This is a genomic window from Chryseobacterium formosum, assembly GCF_026460885.1.
In the GTDB taxonomy this organism is placed as follows: Bacteria; Bacteroidota; Bacteroidia; order Flavobacteriales; family Weeksellaceae; genus Chryseobacterium; species Chryseobacterium formosus.
In genome coordinates this window covers 282475-299398 of record NZ_JAOVZW010000001.1, presented here as the reverse complement: position 1 = coordinate 299398, position 16924 = coordinate 282475, and the positions used below count along the sequence as shown (strand labels likewise).

General features: G+C 32.7%; 21 protein-coding genes. 8 read left to right on the top strand and 13 right to left on the bottom strand.

The annotated features are described in order from the left end of the window. Window positions 1–36: 36 nt before the first annotated feature. Complete coding sequence (locus OF897_RS01390; RefSeq protein ID WP_267263902.1) at window positions 37–918, bottom strand: bestrophin family protein; 882 nt, start codon at window positions 916–918, stop codon at window positions 37–39. A 346-nt stretch (window positions 919–1264) separates the two neighbouring features. Between OF897_RS01390 and mutS the strand changes: the two genes are divergently transcribed. After that, window positions 1265–3853, top strand: a complete 2589-nt coding sequence (gene mutS, locus OF897_RS01385; protein WP_267263901.1) for a DNA mismatch repair protein MutS — start codon at window positions 1265–1267, stop codon at window positions 3851–3853. Window positions 3854–3884: 31 nt separating this feature from the next. Here mutS and OF897_RS01380 read toward each other — a convergent pair whose 3' ends face one another. The 4 genes from OF897_RS01380 to OF897_RS01365 all read right to left on the bottom strand — a co-directional run bounded on the left by OF897_RS01380 (window position 3885) and on the right by OF897_RS01365 (window position 6175). Beyond that, a complete protein-coding gene (locus OF897_RS01380) occupies window positions 3885–4325 on the bottom strand; it encodes an energy transducer TonB (protein WP_267263900.1) in 441 nt (146 codons plus the stop codon). 7 nt (window positions 4326–4332) lie between these two features. Next, window positions 4333–4524, bottom strand: a complete 192-nt coding sequence (locus OF897_RS01375) for an energy transducer TonB (protein WP_267263899.1) — start codon at window positions 4522–4524, stop codon at window positions 4333–4335. A 312-nt stretch (window positions 4525–4836) separates the two neighbouring features. Next, window positions 4837–5262, bottom strand: a complete 426-nt coding sequence (locus tag OF897_RS01370; protein WP_267263898.1) for an energy transducer TonB — start codon at window positions 5260–5262, stop codon at window positions 4837–4839. A gap of 34 nt (window positions 5263–5296) precedes the next feature. Next, window positions 5297–6175, bottom strand: a complete 879-nt coding sequence (locus tag OF897_RS01365) for an energy transducer TonB (protein ID WP_267263897.1) — start codon at window positions 6173–6175, stop codon at window positions 5297–5299. 246 nt (window positions 6176–6421) lie between these two features. Here OF897_RS01365 and OF897_RS01360 point away from each other — a divergent pair, with 246 nt between their 5' ends. Both OF897_RS01360 and OF897_RS01355 read left to right on the top strand, forming a co-directional pair. After that, window positions 6422–6919: a TlpA family protein disulfide reductase gene (locus OF897_RS01360; protein ID WP_267263896.1), complete on the top strand. Its 498-nt coding sequence runs from the start codon at window positions 6422–6424 to the stop codon at window positions 6917–6919. A 3-nt stretch (window positions 6920–6922) separates the two neighbouring features. Beyond that, the gene (locus OF897_RS01355; protein ID WP_267263895.1) at window positions 6923–7576 is read left to right on the top strand and encodes a thioredoxin family protein; all 654 of its coding nucleotides are present in this window, start codon (window positions 6923–6925) and stop codon (window positions 7574–7576) included. Between the two features lie 52 nt (window positions 7577–7628). Here OF897_RS01355 and OF897_RS01350 read toward each other — a convergent pair whose 3' ends face one another. Further along, a complete protein-coding gene (locus OF897_RS01350) occupies window positions 7629–7859 on the bottom strand; it encodes a hypothetical protein (RefSeq protein WP_267263894.1) in 231 nt (76 codons plus the stop codon). Between the two features lie 51 nt (window positions 7860–7910). Between OF897_RS01350 and OF897_RS01345 the strand changes: the two genes are divergently transcribed. Next, window positions 7911–8300: a ribosomal maturation YjgA family protein gene (locus tag OF897_RS01345; RefSeq protein WP_267264213.1), complete on the top strand. Its 390-nt coding sequence runs from the start codon at window positions 7911–7913 to the stop codon at window positions 8298–8300. Window positions 8301–8371: 71 nt separating this feature from the next. Here OF897_RS01345 and OF897_RS01340 read toward each other — a convergent pair whose 3' ends face one another. Genes OF897_RS01340 through OF897_RS01325 form a run of 4 tightly spaced genes read right to left on the bottom strand, consistent with a single transcriptional unit; the run spans window position 8372 to window position 11564 of the window. After that, entirely contained in the window at window positions 8372–9292 is a 921-nt protein-coding gene (locus OF897_RS01340; protein ID WP_267263893.1) for a YARHG domain-containing protein, read from the bottom strand. Window positions 9293–9297: 5 nt separating this feature from the next. Then, window positions 9298–9936 carry a DUF2306 domain-containing protein gene (locus tag OF897_RS01335; RefSeq protein WP_267263892.1) on the bottom strand — a complete coding sequence of 213 codons (639 nt, stop codon included), beginning with the start codon at window positions 9934–9936 and terminating at the stop codon, window positions 9298–9300. Window positions 9937–9938: 2 nt separating this feature from the next. After that, window positions 9939–10352: an energy transducer TonB gene (locus tag OF897_RS01330; protein WP_267263891.1), complete on the bottom strand. Its 414-nt coding sequence runs from the start codon at window positions 10350–10352 to the stop codon at window positions 9939–9941. 9 nt (window positions 10353–10361) lie between these two features. After that, entirely contained in the window at window positions 10362–11564 is a 1203-nt protein-coding gene (locus OF897_RS01325; protein ID WP_267263890.1) for a BaiN/RdsA family NAD(P)/FAD-dependent oxidoreductase, read from the bottom strand. Window positions 11565–11831: 267 nt separating this feature from the next. On the opposite strand from OF897_RS01325, the gene OF897_RS01320 reads away from it, so the two are divergent. From OF897_RS01320 to OF897_RS01310, 3 genes are all read left to right on the top strand, one after another. Continuing rightward, window positions 11832–12326, top strand: coding sequence for an acyl-CoA thioesterase (locus OF897_RS01320; RefSeq protein ID WP_267263889.1), 495 nt, complete (start codon window positions 11832–11834; stop codon window positions 12324–12326). A gap of 75 nt (window positions 12327–12401) precedes the next feature. Beyond that, window positions 12402–13466: a thiamine-phosphate kinase gene (thiL, locus tag OF897_RS01315; RefSeq protein ID WP_267263888.1), complete on the top strand. Its 1065-nt coding sequence runs from the start codon at window positions 12402–12404 to the stop codon at window positions 13464–13466. Between the two features lie 65 nt (window positions 13467–13531). Further along, the gene (locus OF897_RS01310; RefSeq protein WP_267263887.1) at window positions 13532–13801 is read left to right on the top strand and encodes a CPCC family cysteine-rich protein; all 270 of its coding nucleotides are present in this window, start codon (window positions 13532–13534) and stop codon (window positions 13799–13801) included. Window positions 13802–13859: 58 nt separating this feature from the next. On the opposite strand, the gene pepT is transcribed toward OF897_RS01310, so the two are convergent. The 3 genes from pepT to OF897_RS01295 form a co-directional block, all read right to left on the bottom strand. After that, window positions 13860–15107: a peptidase T gene (gene pepT / locus OF897_RS01305; RefSeq protein WP_267263886.1), complete on the bottom strand. Its 1248-nt coding sequence runs from the start codon at window positions 15105–15107 to the stop codon at window positions 13860–13862. Between the two features lie 84 nt (window positions 15108–15191). Beyond that, window positions 15192–15980 (bottom strand): GLPGLI family protein, encoded by a 789-nt coding sequence (locus OF897_RS01300; RefSeq protein WP_267263885.1) that lies wholly within the window; start codon window positions 15978–15980, stop codon window positions 15192–15194. A gap of 33 nt (window positions 15981–16013) precedes the next feature. Continuing rightward, on the bottom strand, window positions 16014–16334 hold the full coding sequence (locus OF897_RS01295) for a hypothetical protein (RefSeq protein WP_267263884.1): 321 nt from the start codon (window positions 16332–16334) through the stop codon (window positions 16014–16016). A 119-nt stretch (window positions 16335–16453) separates the two neighbouring features. On the opposite strand from OF897_RS01295, the gene OF897_RS01290 reads away from it, so the two are divergent. Next, window positions 16454–16765: a helix-turn-helix domain-containing protein gene (locus OF897_RS01290; protein WP_267263883.1), complete on the top strand. Its 312-nt coding sequence runs from the start codon at window positions 16454–16456 to the stop codon at window positions 16763–16765. Window positions 16766–16924 lie beyond the last annotated feature (159 nt).

The following is a 16924-nucleotide window of genomic DNA, read 5'->3' as shown; positions in this document are numbered from 1 at the left end:
TTTACGAAATCTAATGTCTTTTCAGATTTACAAATTTTACTTTTTTGTTCCCATAATCTGGTGAACATTTTTCTCGATATTCTGAGCAATTGTTTCCATTGGAATATCGTTTTCATCATTATTAAAAGGATCTTCAATTTCTTCAGCAATCAATTCCAAACTCATTAAAACGTAATACACAAAAACAGTCAGCGGAATCATAAATAATCCGAGATTGATGACATACGCAATAGGCAAAGCTAAAACATATAAAATGATAAACTTTTTAATGAATGAAGAGTAAGAATAAGGGATTGGTGTATTTTTAATTCTTTCACAACCGCCACAAACATCCAGAAAACCTGAAATCTGGGTGTCTAAATACAACATTTCAACATCTGAAATCTTTCCTTCTTTTTTAAGCTGATGCAATTTATAAGTCAGATGAATAATCATATCGGTCGGTCCGTGACTTCTCAAAGATTTTTCAATTTCAGAATAATCTTCATCCAAAGCGAGTCTTGTCGATTCTTGTGAAAGATGTTTTGCTAAAAAATGTGGAAAATATTTTAAATATCTTGCAATTTGATCAGCAGACTGTCTGTCATCGGCAAGGATAATATTGATTTTTATGGCGAAATTTCTTGTGTCGTTCACTAGTTTTCCCCAAAGTTTTCTTCCTTCCCACCATCTGTCATACGCAGTATTTGTTCTGAAAACCAATAATAAAGACAAAACAAAACCAAGCAGAGAATGAATCATTCCAACATTGCTGACTTTAGATTTCGATGTTAAATGAAGATATTCGATTTCGAGATATTGTATCCCGAAAGAATAAATTCCCATCAAAACCATTGTTGGAAAAAGGATTTTCATGGTGTCGCTTTTGTGTAAGCTGACCAGTATTTTTAGGAAATGTTTTGTATTATAAACTCTCATGGTTTGCGTGTCTTGTGCAAAGATAAAATATTCGGATTATTGTTTTTCGTAGAAATTTTAATTTTGGCTTAAATGTATCTCGCAGATTAAACTGAAGTCGCAGATTTTTAAATTTATGAAAATTCTAGCTATCCACTTATTTTAAAAGATTTTATGCTACGAATGCACGAATTTTTTAAAGTGAAATTGAATTTAGCAACGATAATAATTAATTTGTGGCAATTTGTTTTACAAAATTTTTTATTCTCAATCATCCGTGAAAATCTGTGGGAGATTTTAAAATCAATCATTTGCCTCCAAAATTAAATTCCCTATTTTTACCAACCCAATTTTAAGAACGATTTCAATGGCAAAGGCGACGAAGAAAGAAACCCCGTTAATGACGCAGTACAACACCATCAAGGCGAAATATCCTGATGCGCTTTTGCTTTTCAGAGTGGGAGATTTCTACGAAACTTTCGGGCAAGATGCTGTGAGAACATCTCAAATATTGGGGATTGTTCTTACAAAAAGAGCCAATGGAGATGGTCATATCGAATTGGCTGGTTTTCCGCATCATTCTGTGGATTCTTATTTGCCTAAATTGGTCAGAGCCGGAATTCGTGTGGCAATTTGCGACCAATTGGAAGATCCAAAAACCGTCAAAGGAATTGTAAAACGTGGTGTGACAGAATTGGTAACACCGGGAGTTACGTTCAATGATCAGGTTTTGACTTCCAAAAAAAACAATTTCCTGCTTTCGCTTCATAAAGAAAAAGAAAAATACGGAATTGCTCTGGTTGATGTTTCTACGGGAGAATTTTTGGTTAGTGAAGGAAATTTAGATAAGATTTTACACATCATCAACACGTTTGACCCGAGTGAAATTATTTATCAGCGAAGCGTTCAAATTCCGGAACAATTAAAAAACAGAAATGTTTTTAAACTTGAAGATTGGGCGTATCAATATAATTTTGCATACGAAAAACTCACGAATCAATTCAGAACCAATTCATTAAAAGGTTTTGGTGTTGAAGGTTTACCTTTGGCAATTACGGCTGCAGGAGCAATCTTCGCTTATTTGGTTGAAGATACACATCATAAATTATTGGCGCACATTACCAAAATTCAGATTATTCCGCAGGAAGATTATTTGATGATGGATCATTTTACGCTGAGAAATCTGGAAATCGTTTATCCAAGCCATCCGAAAGGAAAATCTTTATTAGATATTATCGATAAAACTTCCACACCAATGGGCGGAAGATTATTAAGAAGAAGAATTATTTTACCTTTAAAATCGGTGGAAGAAATTGGTCGCCGACTTTCGCTAATTGATTTTTTAAACGAAAACGATCATCTGAAATATGAAATTTCGCAATTATTGAGAGCTATTTCAGATTTGGATCGATTGATGGGAAAACTGGCGGCGGAAAAAATTTCGCCAAAAGAATTGGGCTACCTCCGTCAAAGTTTGATTAATATTCAGAAAATTAAGGGATTACTTCATCCTCATGCAGATGTTTTAGCTTGGTTTGAACCATTAAATTCATTAGATGAATTGATTGAATTACTTGAGAATCATTTAAATGAAGAACTTCCGGTAAATCTTGCAAAAGGAAATGTGATCAAACAGAATATTTCCGAGGAACTTGATCATTTGAGGGGCTTGCAGAACAAAGGAAGAGGTTTTCTTGACGAAATGTGTCAACGTGAAGTGGAACGAACCGGAATCACAAGTCTTAAAATTGATTTTAATAATGTTTTCGGATATTTTATTGAAGTAAGAAATACGCATAAAGATAAAGTTCCTTCTGATTGGATAAGAAAGCAAACGTTGGTCAATGCGGAAAGATATATTACCGAAGAACTGAAAGAATACGAAAGTCAGATTCTGGGTGCTGAAGAAAAGATCAGTGTTCTGGAGAATCAATTGTATCGAAAAGTGTGTTCGGATACCATTATTTATATGGATAGAATTCAGGAAAATTCAAATATCATTGCACAGCTTGATGTCGCAGTGGGTCTTTCTGAACTGGCGGTTTCTGAAAGTTATACAAAACCTGTTTTGAATGATAGTTTCTCAATCGATTTAAAAGAAGCAAGACATCCGATCATTGAAAATGCACTTCCTTTAGGTGAAAAATATATCCCGAACGACATCTTTTTAGATAAAGATTCTCAGCAGATCATCATGGTTACCGGCCCCAACATGGCGGGTAAATCTGCAATCCTTCGTCAGACCGCAATTGTTTGTCTGATGGCGCAAATCGGAAGTTTTGTTCCTGCGAAACACGCTGAAATCGGAGTTTTAGATAAAATCTTTACAAGAGTTGGAGCGAGCGATAATATTTCTGCGGGGGAATCTACTTTTATGGTCGAAATGAATGAAGCAGCTTATATTTTAAATAATATTTCAGATCGAAGTTTGATTTTGTTAGACGAAATCGGGCGTGGAACATCAACGTATGACGGGGTTTCCATTGCGTGGGCGATTGCAGAATATCTGCATCAGCATCCGACTCAGGCAAAGACTTTATTTGCAACGCATTACCACGAGTTGAATGAGATGACTGTGAATTTTGAACGTGTGAAAAATTTCCATGTTTCTATTCAGGAAAACAAAGGAAATATCATTTTCTTAAGAAAATTAATTCCTGGCGGAAGTGAACATAGTTTTGGTATTCATGTTGCGAAATTGGCCGGAATGCCATCGAAAGTTGTGAACAGAGCCAATGATATTTTGAAAACTTTGGAAGCCAGCCGTTCACAAAGCGGAAGCTCAGACACGATAAAAAGAGTAACGGAAGAAAATATGCAGCTTTCTTTCTTTCAATTGGATGATCCGGTTTTGGAAAATATCAGAGAAGAATTAACAAAAATCGATATCAATACGTTGACTCCGATTGAAGCTTTGATGAAACTGAATTCGATTAAGAAGATGATTGGAAAGTAATTGAATCGGAGTGTTTGAGTGTTTGTGAGTTTTAATGGGAATTTATTACAATAGGAATCTGCATTTTACTCCTTAATACATTCCCGTTTTCCTTTGCCGGAACCCATTTTCCTTTGATTTGTTTTGTGGCAAGTTTAATAGCATTATTAAACTTTTCATTTGTACCACTTACCTGAATTCCTGAGATAGTTCCATCTCTTTCCACAATGAAATTGAGAATCGCTTTAAAAATCTTTTCTCCTTTTTTTAATTTAACAGATTCCAATGTAATAACATTCTCAATCTTTTTGGTGAAACCTTCTTTACCATTGGGAAAGTAAGCTTTATGATCTGGAAAATCGTGACATATTGTAGCTGTAGAGATATTATCAATTTCTTTTGGTTTTGAGGGACTTGTACGAGGAGCACTGATTTGTCCGAAAACAAAACCATTTAAAATAATAGCTGAAAATAAGGTTAAATGTCTTTTCAAAATTAATTTAAAGTTTATTAGCCATGAAAACAGGAATATTTAATCTGCTTCTTACAATTTTACCTTTATATATGGCTGGATTCCATTTGTTTTTAATGCTTCTGACTGCTCTTTTAACTTCTGCATTGAAACTTTCATTTAATCCGGTAACTTTCACATCCGTCATACTTCCGTCTCTTTCAATCACAAAACTGAACATTCCTTTCAGTTTATCTTCATTTTCTGAAGTTTTAAGACAACCTCTTTTAGAAGTTTATTCCTGAATACTTTATTTCCTTCAGAAAATTCTGCTTCCTGATCGGGATTTTCATAAATAGTAACAACATCTACAGATTCAGTCGGATAAGGATATTTATTAGTTGTAGGCGAGAAGGAGAATTGGTATATTGCCCAAAAGCTATTTCGCTAAAAATTAAAAAAATGAATAGAATAAATTTTTTCACGATTAAATTTTTCCAAAAATAGAAAATATTTGCAAGGTTTATGATTTTGATAAATTGTAATAAATAGTTTATTTAAAACTTATTGTTAAAGGTACTTTGAATTTATAACGAATTTTCTCTCCATTGAGTTCTGCAGGAATCCATTTCTGTTTAATTTTTGAAATGGCTCTTATAGCTTCGTTGTTAAAGCTTTCGTTGGTACCAAAGGATTTAATTTCTACCATAAAGCCATCTTTATCTACAATAAAAATTATTTCGCAGGTTTCTTTTTCTAAGTTCGTAACAACTTTTCGAACTTTAAAATTCTTACTGATGAGATTCTGAAATTCGGTATTGCCGAGAGAAAAAACAGCTGGTTTTTCGGCATCTATTTTTATCTTACCATTCTTTTGAATTAATGCTAATTCATTAAGTTCTGTTATTCCATTGATGGCTTCTTGCCCGAAAATGAAACGGAAAAAGAGCAAAGAAAATAGCGTTAAAAATTTTGTCACAGGGTAAAAGTTTTCGCTAAGATAAACTTTAGAACTAATATTTTTTACTCGTTAAAGGAAAATAGAATAAATAACGAACAGGTTTTCCGCTTAATTTTGCGGGTTTCCATCGTGCAAATATTCCTCTTACGCCTGATTCTGCAGCTTCAACGTGCTTCTTATTGCTTCCGACAGCAACAACATTTCTTACATATCCTGTTTTTTCAACAACAAAATAAAGACGGGTATCTATTTTTTCGTTGTTTTTTAAATCTAATGTTTCTATACTTTCAAAATATTTTCTCTTAAAAGCCTCCATTCCGCCGGGAAACTCAGGTTTTTCATCAGCATTTGTTACAGCATCTTTGATATCTATTTTTGATCTTACATACTCTAAATCAGGGATTCCTGAAGTAGTCAAACCTTTGTCCGCACCTACGTTATTAGTTTTTTCAGAAATATTTTTGTTTTCTATATTAGAATTAGATTCTTCTAGAGGAAAATAAATAAGGTAACGCACCGCTTGACCATTAACTAAAGCGGGTTTCCATCTTTCAAAAACACCTTTTATGGCTGTTTCTGCTTCTTTAAGGTCATTTTTGTTTGATCCAACAGCGGTGAAACTCTTTATATATCCTGTTTTTTCAATAATAAAATATAAGCGGGTGTCGTTTGCTTTTTTCTTTTTGGAATCTGACGATTTTAAACTTTCAAAAAAACGTTTTTTAAATTTTTCTATTCCACCAGGAAACTCCGGAAGTTGATCTGCTTTCGTAACAACATCCTTTAAATCTATTTTGTTTTTTATGATTTCATAATCGGGAATTTGGTTTATTTCACTGGCCGTACCCTGATTTATGCTGTCTCCATCATGGTTTTGAGCAGACGCAATTATTCCGAAAAACAGACCGAAGAAAAGAATCGCCTTTTTCATTAAATTTAATTTTAGTAATACTGATTCTGAGATAATTATCAGATGTATAGTTAATGAAGAGTAATCAAACTTAATACCAATAATTCACTAAATGAACATTGGTTTTCGGGTGTTATCTTAATCAGAAATTAGGTTGGAAAAAATGAGATTCTGATTTTAAATTTTAAGCGGGTGTATTTTAATTAATTAACAAAATTTAACAAGCTGCTTCTCATTGGTTTAAAAATGCTTTCTGTAATTTTGAGTATGAAGAAATTTTTTAGTTTAATTGTATTGGTTTTCAGTGTTTCACTCTGTTATTCACAAGAGCAGGTTATCGTAAATGATATACCGATGATTAAATACGAATTACTTGAGCAGAAAATTAAAGAAGAAAAAAATGTTTTATTGGTTTTAAATTTTTGGTCTACGACTTGTGCACCTTGTGTGAAAGAACTTCCTGATTTTATAGAGGTTAATAATAAATTTAAAAATAATCCAAAATTTAAAATGCTTTTGGTTTCTTTAGACCGGGCAAAAGATAAAGAGCGTGTAATTGAATTCATCAAAAAGAAAAACCTGACTGCAGAAGTTGTTTTATTGGATGATATCAAAAGAATGAACACTTGGATTCCTAAATTTGAAAAAAACTGGGACGGAAATATTCCTGTAACGATTGTCTATAAAAATGGAGAAAAAGTTCACTTCAACGATGGTGAAATGTCGAAAACTGAACTCGAAAATGTTATCACAAAAAATTTATAAATCATGAAAAATATCAAAATTTTAATGACCGCAGCAATAGTTGGTCTAAGTTTGCTGAGCTTTACAAAAACAAATCATAAAGACGAAGAGCCAAAATCTAAAACGACTTCTACAAAAGGTTACGAAGTAGGAGATGTTGCAACAGATTTTAAGCTTAAAAATGTAGACGGAAAAATGGTTTCTCTGAGCGATTTTAAGAAAGCAAAAGGCTTCATCATAGTTTTTACCTGTAATCATTGTCCGTATGCGAAAAAGTATGAAGGCAGAATCATAGAACTCGATAAAAAATATAAAGAAGCTGGTTATCCTGTAATTGCCATTAACCCGAATGATCCGAATGTACAACCTGAAGATGGTTTCAAAGAAATGGTTGCAAGAGCAAAAGAAAAAGGGTTTGCGTTCCCGTATTTGGTGGATGAAGGGCAGAAAGTGTATCCTCAATATGGTGCTACAAAAACCCCTCACGTTTTTATTCTTCAAAAAGAAGGTGCGAAAAATGTTGTAAAATATATTGGTGCAATCGACAATAATTACGAAGATCCTAACGATGTTTCAGAGCGTTATGTAGAAGATGCAATGGATGCTTTACTGAAAAATGAACCAGTGAAAATGACGAAAACAGTTGCAATCGGCTGTACAATTAAAGTGAAAAAATAATTTTAAAATTATATTCCATGTTAAACGAAATCTAAAAAAAGGTTTCGTTTTTTTATTTAAATGCTTGAGAAAGGGAAGTGAAGAGCCATTTTAAAATGAAAAGAATCAACGTAAACGAAGCCATCGTTAAAAAACCATAGAATATTCTTAAAAAATGTGTTTTTACATCATCATCAGATTGTTTTATTTTTAATTTTGCCATGGTGATGAAACCCACATAATACAGTACAAGCAAAGCAACAGGAATGAATAGGTATAAAATAAAGGTTTCTAATTGTGCCATAGATTATCAGTAATTTTTTGTAAAATTAAATCTAAAAAATAAATTCAAATGATGCATATAAAATTTAGTTTAAAATATTTTTTAATCACAATCCTCATTTTCCTTGTTGAGGTTTTAATTGCCACCGTTTTAAAAGATCAATTCTTTATCAGAGCTTATTTGGGAGACGTCATTGTCGTGATGTTACTTTATACTTTCGTGAAAAGCTTTTTAATAGTAAACGACACAAAATTAATCCTCGGAATTTTTGTGTTTTCCTGTTTGATAGAGTTTGCCCAGTTTTTCAATATTGCAGAAAAATTAGGCTTCCAACCGGGAAGCCTAATGTATATTGTTATCGGAAATTCTTTCTCGTGGATTGATATTCTGTGTTACGGAGCAGGATGTTTAATCCTTTATATTTTTGTTAAAATTAAATCAAGTCAACAAAAGTATCTTTAATCTTCGGTAAATAAATTCTTTCAATCACCTAATTATCTATCAACTAACAACTAAAACCCAACAACAACCTACTATCTTCCAAAAGAATCATATTTATCTTCCGCATATTTTATAAAACGGTTTAGTAAAGCTACATTGTCTTTTTCCATCGGAGAAAGTTCGCTATCAACATTGTTTGAAACCGGAATATACCAATCAGTTTGCTCAAAAAAGTTTCTGTACGTCTGTTTTTTGAAAGAATAACCATGTCTTGCAAAAACCGAATTTTTAATGATTTCCATGTCGAGTTTTCGAAGGTTTTTGATGTCTTTTTCGCTCAGTTTTTGTTTGGAAGCATTGATTTTAAAAACGGCATCAGAAGCAATTCTGTTTTTAGATTGGGTGTAGGTTTCTGTTTTTCCTGTTTCTTCGTCGGTGTATTTTTCTTTAAAATCTCTCGGATTTTCCCAATCAATTAATTCAGAATTTTGATCCAACATAAAATTTGGATTGTAAACGAACTCTTTTTTGATCAGTTTTAAATTTTTTAATGGAGCTTTTACGGCAGATTTATTAAAGGCAGTCCATTTTCCGGTGATGCTGTCGTTTTTAAGCTTAACTTCAAATCTTCCGTCCGTTTTATCATTTCCCGGCTCATCCAAAATAAAAGATTGAGAATCTTCATTGAAAACTCCTCTGAAAGGTCTTTGTGTTCCATTTACAATACTTTGTCCGTACACAGAATCTTGAGTAATTCGGTTGATTTTTAAAGAAAGTCTTTTGATATTTATTCCTTCATAGTCTTCATCAGCTTCATTATCATGCATCATCTCTTTTCCGGCAAATTCTCCGGTGTAAATTCCGTAATATTCTTTATGGACTTCAGGAATGACGATAGAATCTTTTTTAGCAGTTAAACTGTCTTTAGATTTTTCTTCGGTTGTTGCGTCTTTTTTACAACTCGTTAAAGTGATTGCAAAGAGAGCAATTAAAGTAAATTTTAAAATTTTCATATAAATTAAATGTGCTTTTTTCTGATTAAATATTCAATTAAAATTAGATTTGGAACCCAGCCGAGCCATGCAATGATTTGGTAAACATCCATCGGATTTGGGTGGAATAAATATACAATAATTACTTTCCACATTCTCAAAGTGATGGCAGAAATTGTGAGTGCAAAGCTTCGCCACATCCATTGTTTGTGTTCTTTAAATTTTTTCTGTCGGGCTAATTGATAAGCCTTAAAAGTTGTAAACCACCACAGACAGCCCAAAATCACAAAAGAAATTTTAGATAAAAAACCACCATTGGCAAAAATCCCCATGTAAATTCCGGAAGGTGCTGCAAAAATTAAGATCAAAAAAATATAAATTTTCCCTGCGTTTTTGTGAAAGTTTTTAATGGCGAAATCTTTTCTTAAAATAGCTAGAAATCCTGCGAATAAAACAAAAATACTCGTGTAAACATGACTGTAGAAAAACCAAAGATATTCAGGTCTTTCGACGACCTCAGTTTGTTTAATCATTAAAAAACTGACATTAGTATCTAAGGGAATGTATTCTAAAGTTATTTTCAGCATCAGCCAAAAGAAATATGCAAACCCTATTATTAAAAGGATTTTTGAGATATTCTGAATATTTTTTTTAGCTGAAAGCATTTTTACGACTCAGAAATATTCATTTTGATGGGCAATCGAAATTTAAAATTGACGGGTTTTCCTTTAATTTCTGCAGGAACCCACTTTTCTTTTATGGAATATATTGCTCTTTTTATTTCCTGATTCAGCGTTAGATTATGTCCTAGAGTTATAACTTCAGTAATATTCCCTTCTTTAGAAACTACAAATTGTGCTTCTGTGCTTAGATGGCCTGTTTCTAAAACTTTATTCTTATCAAAAGCTTGAGAAAAACTTTTTTGGAAAGCGGTAATACCTCCAGGATATTCAGGATTTTTATCTGCTTCGGTATAAATTGTATTGTCTTTGTTTATATTTTCTTGTTTGAAGACGCCGGCTTCTTGCGAGAAAATTTTCCCACAACTCATAAGTAAAATAAAAACAAGTAATTTTTTCATTTGAAATTTTTATAAATTATTCAAATCCTGCGCAATCAGCCAAGCTTCACTCCAGCAAGCTTGAAAATTAAATCCACCAGTTACTGCATCAATGTTTAATACTTCTCCGGCAATGTAAAAATTAGGCAAAATTTTCGAAGACATATTTTTAAAATTAATTTCTTTTAAATCAACTCCACCTGCTGTCACAAATTCATCTTTAAAAGTCGATTTTCCCGTTACCTGAAATTTCTTTTTACATAAATTCTCCAAAATCGTGTGCATTTCTTTTCCTGAAATATTCGCAATTTGTTTATTTAAATCAACCTTTGAAACTTCCAAAATTCTCTGCCAAAAACGATTCGTCACCTCAAAAATTTTCGATTGTCCAATAGATTTCTTCGGATTTGACTGTTTGAAATCCTGAAACAATTCTTCCGCCTCATCAATATCTTTTGAAATAAAATTTACCTGAATTTCAAAATTATATTTCACTTTCGCTAAATTAATCGCTTCCCAAGCCGAAATTTTCAAAATTGCAGGCCCGGAAAGTCCCCAATGCGTAATTAAAAGGGGGCCGCTTTCTTCCGTTTTTAATTTCGGAATCGATGTTTCTGCCATTTCAAAACTTGTTCCCAAAAGATCTTTCAGCAAATCATCTTTAATATTAAAAGTAAATAAAGAAGGAACTAAATCAATAATTTTATGGCCCAAATTTTCAATCATTTTCAACGATTTCGGAGAACTTCCAGTCGTGTAAATCACAAAATCAGCCTCAAAATCACCTAAACTTGTCTTTACAACATATTTTTCATCCAGCTTTTCAATTTCTTTTACAGAACATTTTGTTTTAACCTCAACGTTTTTCTGTTGAATTTCATTCTGAAAAGTATTGATAATCGTTTGTGAAGAATTGCTTTCAGGGAAAACTCTGTTATCATTTTCTATTTTCAACGAAACTTTTCGTTTTTCAAACCAATCCATTGTATCTCCCGGCTGGAATTTGGTGAAAACACTTAGTAGTTCCTTATTTCCGCGCGGATAAAACTGAACTAATTCTTTGGGGTCAAAACATCCATGAGTAACATTGCAACGTCCACCTCCGGAAATTTTCACTTTCTGAAGGACGTCTGAGTTTTGTTCGAGAATGGTAATTTTATATTTCTTTTCGTCAAGATTGGCTGCACAGAAAAATCCTGCTGCGCCACCTCCGATAATGATAATTTGCTTCATAACTATTTAATCTTATGCTGAAGATTATTTTTGCAAAACTACAATTTTTATAAACCATCTTATTTGAGTAATTTTGAGGATTATAATTTTTGAATTTTTAAACGAAATTATTAACTACAAAAGTGTTTTTCTCATTATTTATCCAGTTTGTCATTCTGAAGGAATCTCAGCTGATTTAAATAGTCTTGTTTAGATTCTTCCGGAATGACAAACATTATAGATACTTGGATGGTTAATATTCAATAGTTCACTTTTAAACAAAATTAAATGACATTCTATCATACTTTTGAAGTTCGCTGGAGCGATCTTGACGCCAATAAACATCTTGCTAATTCTTCTTACGTGCAATATTGCGCACAAACGAGAATGGCTTTTATGAAAAAAGAAAGAATGGGAGTTACCCAAATGAGCCGATGGGGAATTGGTCCTGTAATTATGCACGAAAGATTCTCATTTTTTAAAGAAATTTTTGCTGACCAAAAAGTAATTGTTAGTCTTGAAATCGACGGATGTGCAGAAGATGCCGCAATTTATCGTTTTGTACACAAGTTTTATCTTACCGATGGTTCACACTGTGCAACTTCAGAAGCCACGGGTGTTTGGATTGATACGATGCTCAGAAAAATGACTTCTCCACCAGATGATGTTGTTGAAGCAATGAATAAATATAAAACTGCTGAAACGATTTTAATGACGAGAGAAGATTTTAAAAAGCTTCCTTTCCGTCCGGAAAATATAGACCCGGCAATTTTTAATAAATAAATGATAATCGATAAATGTTGATTGATTTTTTTGTCATCATTTATCAATTATCGACCATCAATTATATAAGAATTTATGTTTGAAGATAAAGAACCAGAATTAACGCCCATTTCAAAACTAGGAGAATTTGGCTTAATTAAACATCTTACTCAATTTTTCCCTTTGTCCAACGAATCTTCGGAACTTGGAGTAGGAGATGATGCTGCAGTAATCAATCCCGGAAACAAAAAAGTAGTACTTACAACTGATGTTTTGGCAGAGGGAGTTCATTTCAATTTAGGCTATGTTCCATTAAAACATTTGGGCTACAAAGCTGTTGTTGTGAATTTGAGCGACATCGCAGCAATGAATGCAACGCCTACTCAGATTTTAGTTTCCTTAGCAGTTTCCAACCGTTTTCCCGTAGAAGCTTTAGAAGAATTATATTCAGGAATTCAGGCAGCTTGCGGAAGATATAAAGTTGACTTAATTGGCGGAGATACAACAAGTTCTAATGCTGGTTTGGTGATGAGTATTACGGCTGTAGGAATTGAAGATGAAGAAAATATCGTGAAAAGAAGTGGTGCAAAACCAAATGATTTGTTGGTGGTAACTGGAGATTTAGGCGGAGCTTATATGGGGCTTCAGATTTTGGAAAGAGAGCACGCCGTTTTCTTGGCAGACCCAAATATGCAGCCTGAAATGGAAGGTTTCGACTATATTTTAGAAAGACAATTGAAGCCGGAAGCTAGAACTGATGTCAAAGGTATTTTAGAACAGTTGGATATCAAACCAACTTCTATGATTGACATTTCTGACGGTTTAGCTTCGGAAATTCTGCATTTATCTGATCAGTCTAAAGTTGGTTTCAGATTGTATGAGGAGAAAGTGCCAATGGATAACTTGACGATTACAACTGCAGATGAATTAAATTTAAATCCTGTAATGACGGCTTTGAGCGGTGGTGAAGATTATGAATTATTGTTCACGATTGCTTCGGAGGATTTTGATAAGATTAAAAACCATCCAGATTTTACCATCATTGGACACGCTGTTGAAAAAGAGGAAGGAAATTTTATGGTTGCAAGAGGTTCTAATCAATTGGTAGCTTTAACAGCACAAGGTTGGGATGCTTTTTTAAGCAATCAACATAACGATTAAAATTTAATTTTAAATATTGTGAAGCCACTGCATTTTGTAGTGGCTTTTTTGTTAATTTTAAATTTATGGATAAAGATAATAATGATTTAAATGTTCAATGTTATTGTTGTGGATATTTTACAATAGAAGAAAGAGGGCAATATAAAATCTGCGATGTCTGTTTTTGGGAAGATGATGGACGTGATGATTTGCTTCGACATAGTGGTTCAAATCACATGACTTTAGAAGAGGGAAGAAAAAACTTTTTGAAGTATGGAGCCTGTGAAGAAAGATTTGTAAAAAATATTATAAAAAATCCTGAAACTAAATTTAGAAAAGAGAATTTTAGAATATGACATAAAAAAAATCCAACTCATTTTTTGAGCTGGATTTCAATTTTTATCTATAAAAATCTTATGCTTTCACAATATTCACAATCACTTCCAAAGCTTTTTCCATACTTTCCAAGGCTACATATTCATAAGGTCCGTGGAAATTAAGACCGCCTGCGAAAATATTCGGACAAGGTAATCCCATATAAGACAATTGTGCTCCATCGGTTCCGCCTCTTATTGCCTTGATTTTAGGCTCAATTCCAGCTTCTTTCATTGCTTTTGCAGCAAGATCAACGATGTGCATTTTGCCTTCAAACTGCTGCTTCATGTTACGATATTGTTCTTTAATCTCCACTTCAGCGGTTTTCTCGCCGTGTTTTTGATTAAATTCAGCAACTTTTTCTTCCATGAATTTTTTTCTAGCCTCAAATTTCTCTTCGTCATGATCACGAATAATATATTGAAGTTTACATTCCGAAACATCAGAAGTTACATCCATCAAATGATAAAATCCGTCAAAACCTTTTGTTGTCGAAGGTGTTTCGTTCGCTGGAAGAGATTGAATAAATTCTGCAGCCAAAAGACTTGCATTCACCATTTTTCCGAAAGCATAACCAGGATGTACACTCAATCCGTGGATTTTTACCACTGCTCCGGCTGCGTTGAAGTTTTCATATTCCAGTTCTCCAACCTCGCTTCCGTCCATTGTGTAAGCAAACTCTGCTCCGAATTTGGCCACATCAAATTTGTGCGCACCTCTTCCGATTTCTTCATCCGGAGTGAAACCAATTGCCATTCTTCCATGTTTGATTTCAGGATGAGCAATCAGATATTCTGCTGCAGTTACAATTTCTGCGCAACCCGCTTTGTCATCAGCTCCGAGAAGCGTATTTCCGTCAGTTGTAATTAAAGTTTGACCGATATGTTTTTTTAAACTTTCAAATTTTGAAGGAGATAGGGTAAAGTTGCTTTCTTTATTTAAAATTAAATCTTCTCCCTGATAATTTTCCCAAACCTGAGGTTTTACGTTTTCACCACTGAAATCCGGTGAAGTATCATAATGAGAAATAAATCCGATTGTAGGCTGATTATCATTCTCCAAATTAGAAGGAACATATGCCATAATATACCCATGATCATCAATAGAAATATCTTCCAGCCCGATTGTTTTCAGTTCTTCAATGATGTAATTGGCAATATCCCACTGTCTTTCTGTAGAAGGTGTTGTTTCGCTTTCTGCGTCACTGGTTGAATATATTTTTACATAGCTGAGAAAACGGTTCAGTAATTTTTCTCTCCACATCGAGTTGAATTCTATTGTACTCATTTTGAATTATAAATTTTTACAAATATACGATGCCTATATTAAATCATTACCAACAAAAAACCTTCGTTCGGAAGGTTTTAAATTTTAATCGAGATAATTATTGATACTTCTAATATTGTTAATCATTCGTTCGTGATCTTCTTTTGGAGGTGTTCTTCCAAAAACACTAATGAAAGCTCCAATGGGATCATTAAATATCTGCGCTCTTTTCTTGGAAAACTTATCGTAATCAGTATTAACTGTTCCTTCCAAAGGGCGAATAGGTTTTACAACTCTCTTTAAGCTTTCTAAAGTAAAATGGAAGTAACCTTTTGAATCATAGGCTTCTAAAACAAGGCCTGGTAAATTTTTGAATGTATAAGGTCCATCTGAAATAGTGATTTCTTCAGTGTACCAAACGATAATTGTTTTGTTGTGATATTTTCCAACAGCTTTCTTGCAGGTGTAACCCTGAATTTTTTTTGTTTCATTTAAAAAGTTCCATTTGGTTCTTTCCTCTACTTTGTAGTTATAAGTGACATTTAATATTTTGTCATATACAAGTAACTCATCTTTACTATAAAAAACTTCGGGGATATATTTTGCAGAAACCCATTTTTCAGGTCTTACTATTGCAATTCCATTGACAGGGTTTTTAACACTTCTATCCATTTCTGCAAATCTCATGGAATCTGCTTTTTCTTTAAAATCGCTTTTGAACATAGAAGAATTTTTTCCAATTTTAAGCGAAACAAGTTCTTTTTTTAAAGTATTAGTATTTGCTGTATCAATAAGAAAAGTAGCTAAATATTTACATTCAATAAAGGAACTATCTTTTTTTTGTGCAAAAAAGAAATTTGATAGAAAAGCCAGAATTATTAGATTAAACTTCATGAAATTTTTAAGAATAAAAATAATTAAACTATATTAATAAATTGTATTCGTGAATCCAGCATAATCACGAGTACCACACATGAAAATATTATATAAATCAGTGTTCTCCCCTCTACAAGCTAAAGAGCGATCATAACCCTGTGGGTCGGAAGTTTCATAACAAATTGTGTCTGCAATAATATCATTGGGTTTACACCAAGCAACCATTCCGTAGGTATAGCATCTTTCTGATTTGGCTTTTTCTGTTTGTTGCTTGGTTTCCTTTTTTACCTCCGAATTTTTTTCCATTTTTAAATCATTTGCGCTTGCAATACTTGCTGTAGCTAATAAAGCTACTAAAAAAATCTTTTTCATTGTATTCTTATTTTAATTACAAAAACAAAAATGATAAGGATTTTGTGTTTGATTGTATTATTTTGCCGATATTTTTAATAGGAAATCAGATTTTTTATATATTTGCCAAAACCACAAATATGAAAATAGGCAAAAAACTACGAGAATTTCGCTATAAAAATAATAACTCCCAACAAGAAGTTGCTGAACTCTTAAATATCTCGCAAAGCACATACTGTGACTGGGAAAGTGATAGAACGTTTCCTAAATTCGAAAATTTATCAAAAATTGCTAAACTTTATAACATTGATATTAATGATTTGATTTCATCAGCGAAAGGAAATAATATTAATTTAGTTACAGAAAATGAAACAAAAGAGGTATTGCTTAAAGTGTCGGAAAAATTAGATAAGTTGGTTGAGGTTGTTGAAAAATTAATTGAAAAAAAGTAAAAATTCTAATTCAACATCTAATTATCTTGAATATTTAAAATCAAAAACTAATAAATTAAAAGTTTATAATAGGTTATTTGTTGCTGAATGTATCTTATCGAAATTATAAATCGGAAATAAATTATTGATAATCAATTTAATATTAGCTTTGTTTTAAAT

Bases quoted from the DNA above. Each gene is read 5' to 3' on its own strand.
- OF897_RS01310 (WP_267263887.1), top strand. From the start codon at position 13,532: ATGGATAAAGATAATAATGATTTAAATGTTCAATGTTATTGTTGTGGA.
- OF897_RS01325 (WP_267263890.1), bottom strand. From the start codon at position 11,564: ATGAAGCAAATTATCATTATCGGAGGTGGCGCAGCAGGATTTTTCTGT.
- OF897_RS01345 (WP_267264213.1), top strand. From the start codon at position 7,911: ATGCATATAAAATTTAGTTTAAAATATTTTTTAATCACAATCCTCATT.
- pepT (WP_267263886.1), bottom strand. From the start codon at position 15,107: ATGAGTACAATAGAATTCAACTCGATGTGGAGAGAAAAATTACTGAAC.
- OF897_RS01330 (WP_267263891.1), bottom strand. From the start codon at position 10,352: ATGAAAAAATTACTTGTTTTTATTTTACTTATGAGTTGTGGGAAAATT.
- OF897_RS01320 (WP_267263889.1), top strand. From the start codon at position 11,832: ATGACATTCTATCATACTTTTGAAGTTCGCTGGAGCGATCTTGACGCC.
- OF897_RS01360 (WP_267263896.1), top strand. From the start codon at position 6,422: ATGAAGAAATTTTTTAGTTTAATTGTATTGGTTTTCAGTGTTTCACTC.
- OF897_RS01375 (WP_267263899.1), bottom strand. From the start codon at position 4,524: ATGTTCAGTTTTGTGATTGAAAGAGACGGAAGTATGACGGATGTGAAA.
- OF897_RS01340 (WP_267263893.1), bottom strand. From the start codon at position 9,292: ATGAAAATTTTAAAATTTACTTTAATTGCTCTCTTTGCAATCACTTTA.
- OF897_RS01350 (WP_267263894.1), bottom strand. From the start codon at position 7,859: ATGGCACAATTAGAAACCTTTATTTTATACCTATTCATTCCTGTTGCT.
- OF897_RS01335 (WP_267263892.1), bottom strand. From the start codon at position 9,936: ATGCTTTCAGCTAAAAAAAATATTCAGAATATCTCAAAAATCCTTTTA.
- OF897_RS01295 (WP_267263884.1), bottom strand. From the start codon at position 16,334: ATGAAAAAGATTTTTTTAGTAGCTTTATTAGCTACAGCAAGTATTGCA.
- OF897_RS01390 (WP_267263902.1), bottom strand. From the start codon at position 918: ATGAGAGTTTATAATACAAAACATTTCCTAAAAATACTGGTCAGCTTA.
- OF897_RS01365 (WP_267263897.1), bottom strand. From the start codon at position 6,175: ATGAAAAAGGCGATTCTTTTCTTCGGTCTGTTTTTCGGAATAATTGCG.
- mutS (WP_267263901.1), top strand. From the start codon at position 1,265: ATGGCAAAGGCGACGAAGAAAGAAACCCCGTTAATGACGCAGTACAAC.
- OF897_RS01300 (WP_267263885.1), bottom strand. From the start codon at position 15,980: ATGAAGTTTAATCTAATAATTCTGGCTTTTCTATCAAATTTCTTTTTT.
- OF897_RS01355 (WP_267263895.1), top strand. From the start codon at position 6,923: ATGAAAAATATCAAAATTTTAATGACCGCAGCAATAGTTGGTCTAAGT.
- OF897_RS01290 (WP_267263883.1), top strand. From the start codon at position 16,454: ATGAAAATAGGCAAAAAACTACGAGAATTTCGCTATAAAAATAATAAC.
- thiL (WP_267263888.1), top strand. From the start codon at position 12,402: ATGTTTGAAGATAAAGAACCAGAATTAACGCCCATTTCAAAACTAGGA.